This is a genomic window from Streptomyces endophyticus (genome assembly GCF_035798155.1).
In the GTDB taxonomy this organism is placed as follows: domain Bacteria; phylum Actinomycetota; class Actinomycetes; order Streptomycetales; family Streptomycetaceae; genus Streptomyces; species Streptomyces endophyticus.
The window spans coordinates 1-325 of the sequence record NZ_JAOZYC010000109.1 but is presented as its reverse complement, the minus strand read 5'-3'; the positions used below and the strand labels follow the sequence as shown (position 1 = coordinate 325).

The 325-nt window shown below is 69.5% G+C and carries 1 protein-coding gene; it reads right to left on the bottom strand.

Annotated elements, in window-relative coordinates; translation table 11 throughout:
- On the bottom strand, window positions 1-191 hold a 191-nt coding region (locus OKJ99_RS16705; RefSeq protein WP_326017033.1), incomplete at its 3' end, for a MerR family transcriptional regulator.
- Between the last annotated feature and the right edge of the window lie 134 nt (window positions 192-325).

The following is a 325-nucleotide window of genomic DNA, read 5'->3' as shown; positions in this document are numbered from 1 at the left end:
GCGGCGATGCGCAGCTGGTAGCGGGAGTAGCGGCGGTGGCCGCCCTCGGAGCGCAGCGGGGTGATCAGGCGGGCTTCGCCGATGGCGCGCAGGAAGCCCTGGGTGGTGCCGAGTATCTCGGTGGCCCGGCCCATCGTGTAGGCGGGGTAGTCGTCGTCGTCGAGACGCCCGAACGAATCGTCTGCTGTCACTTGCACCTCTGTGTGGAACGAGTCGAGGGGCCCGGGTGCCGTGCGGCACCCGGGCCCCGAAGGAACTGCTACACCATCTGCCGGCCCTGACACTGCACCGGCCTTCTGTGTCCGCCGACCCGACCTGGAAGATG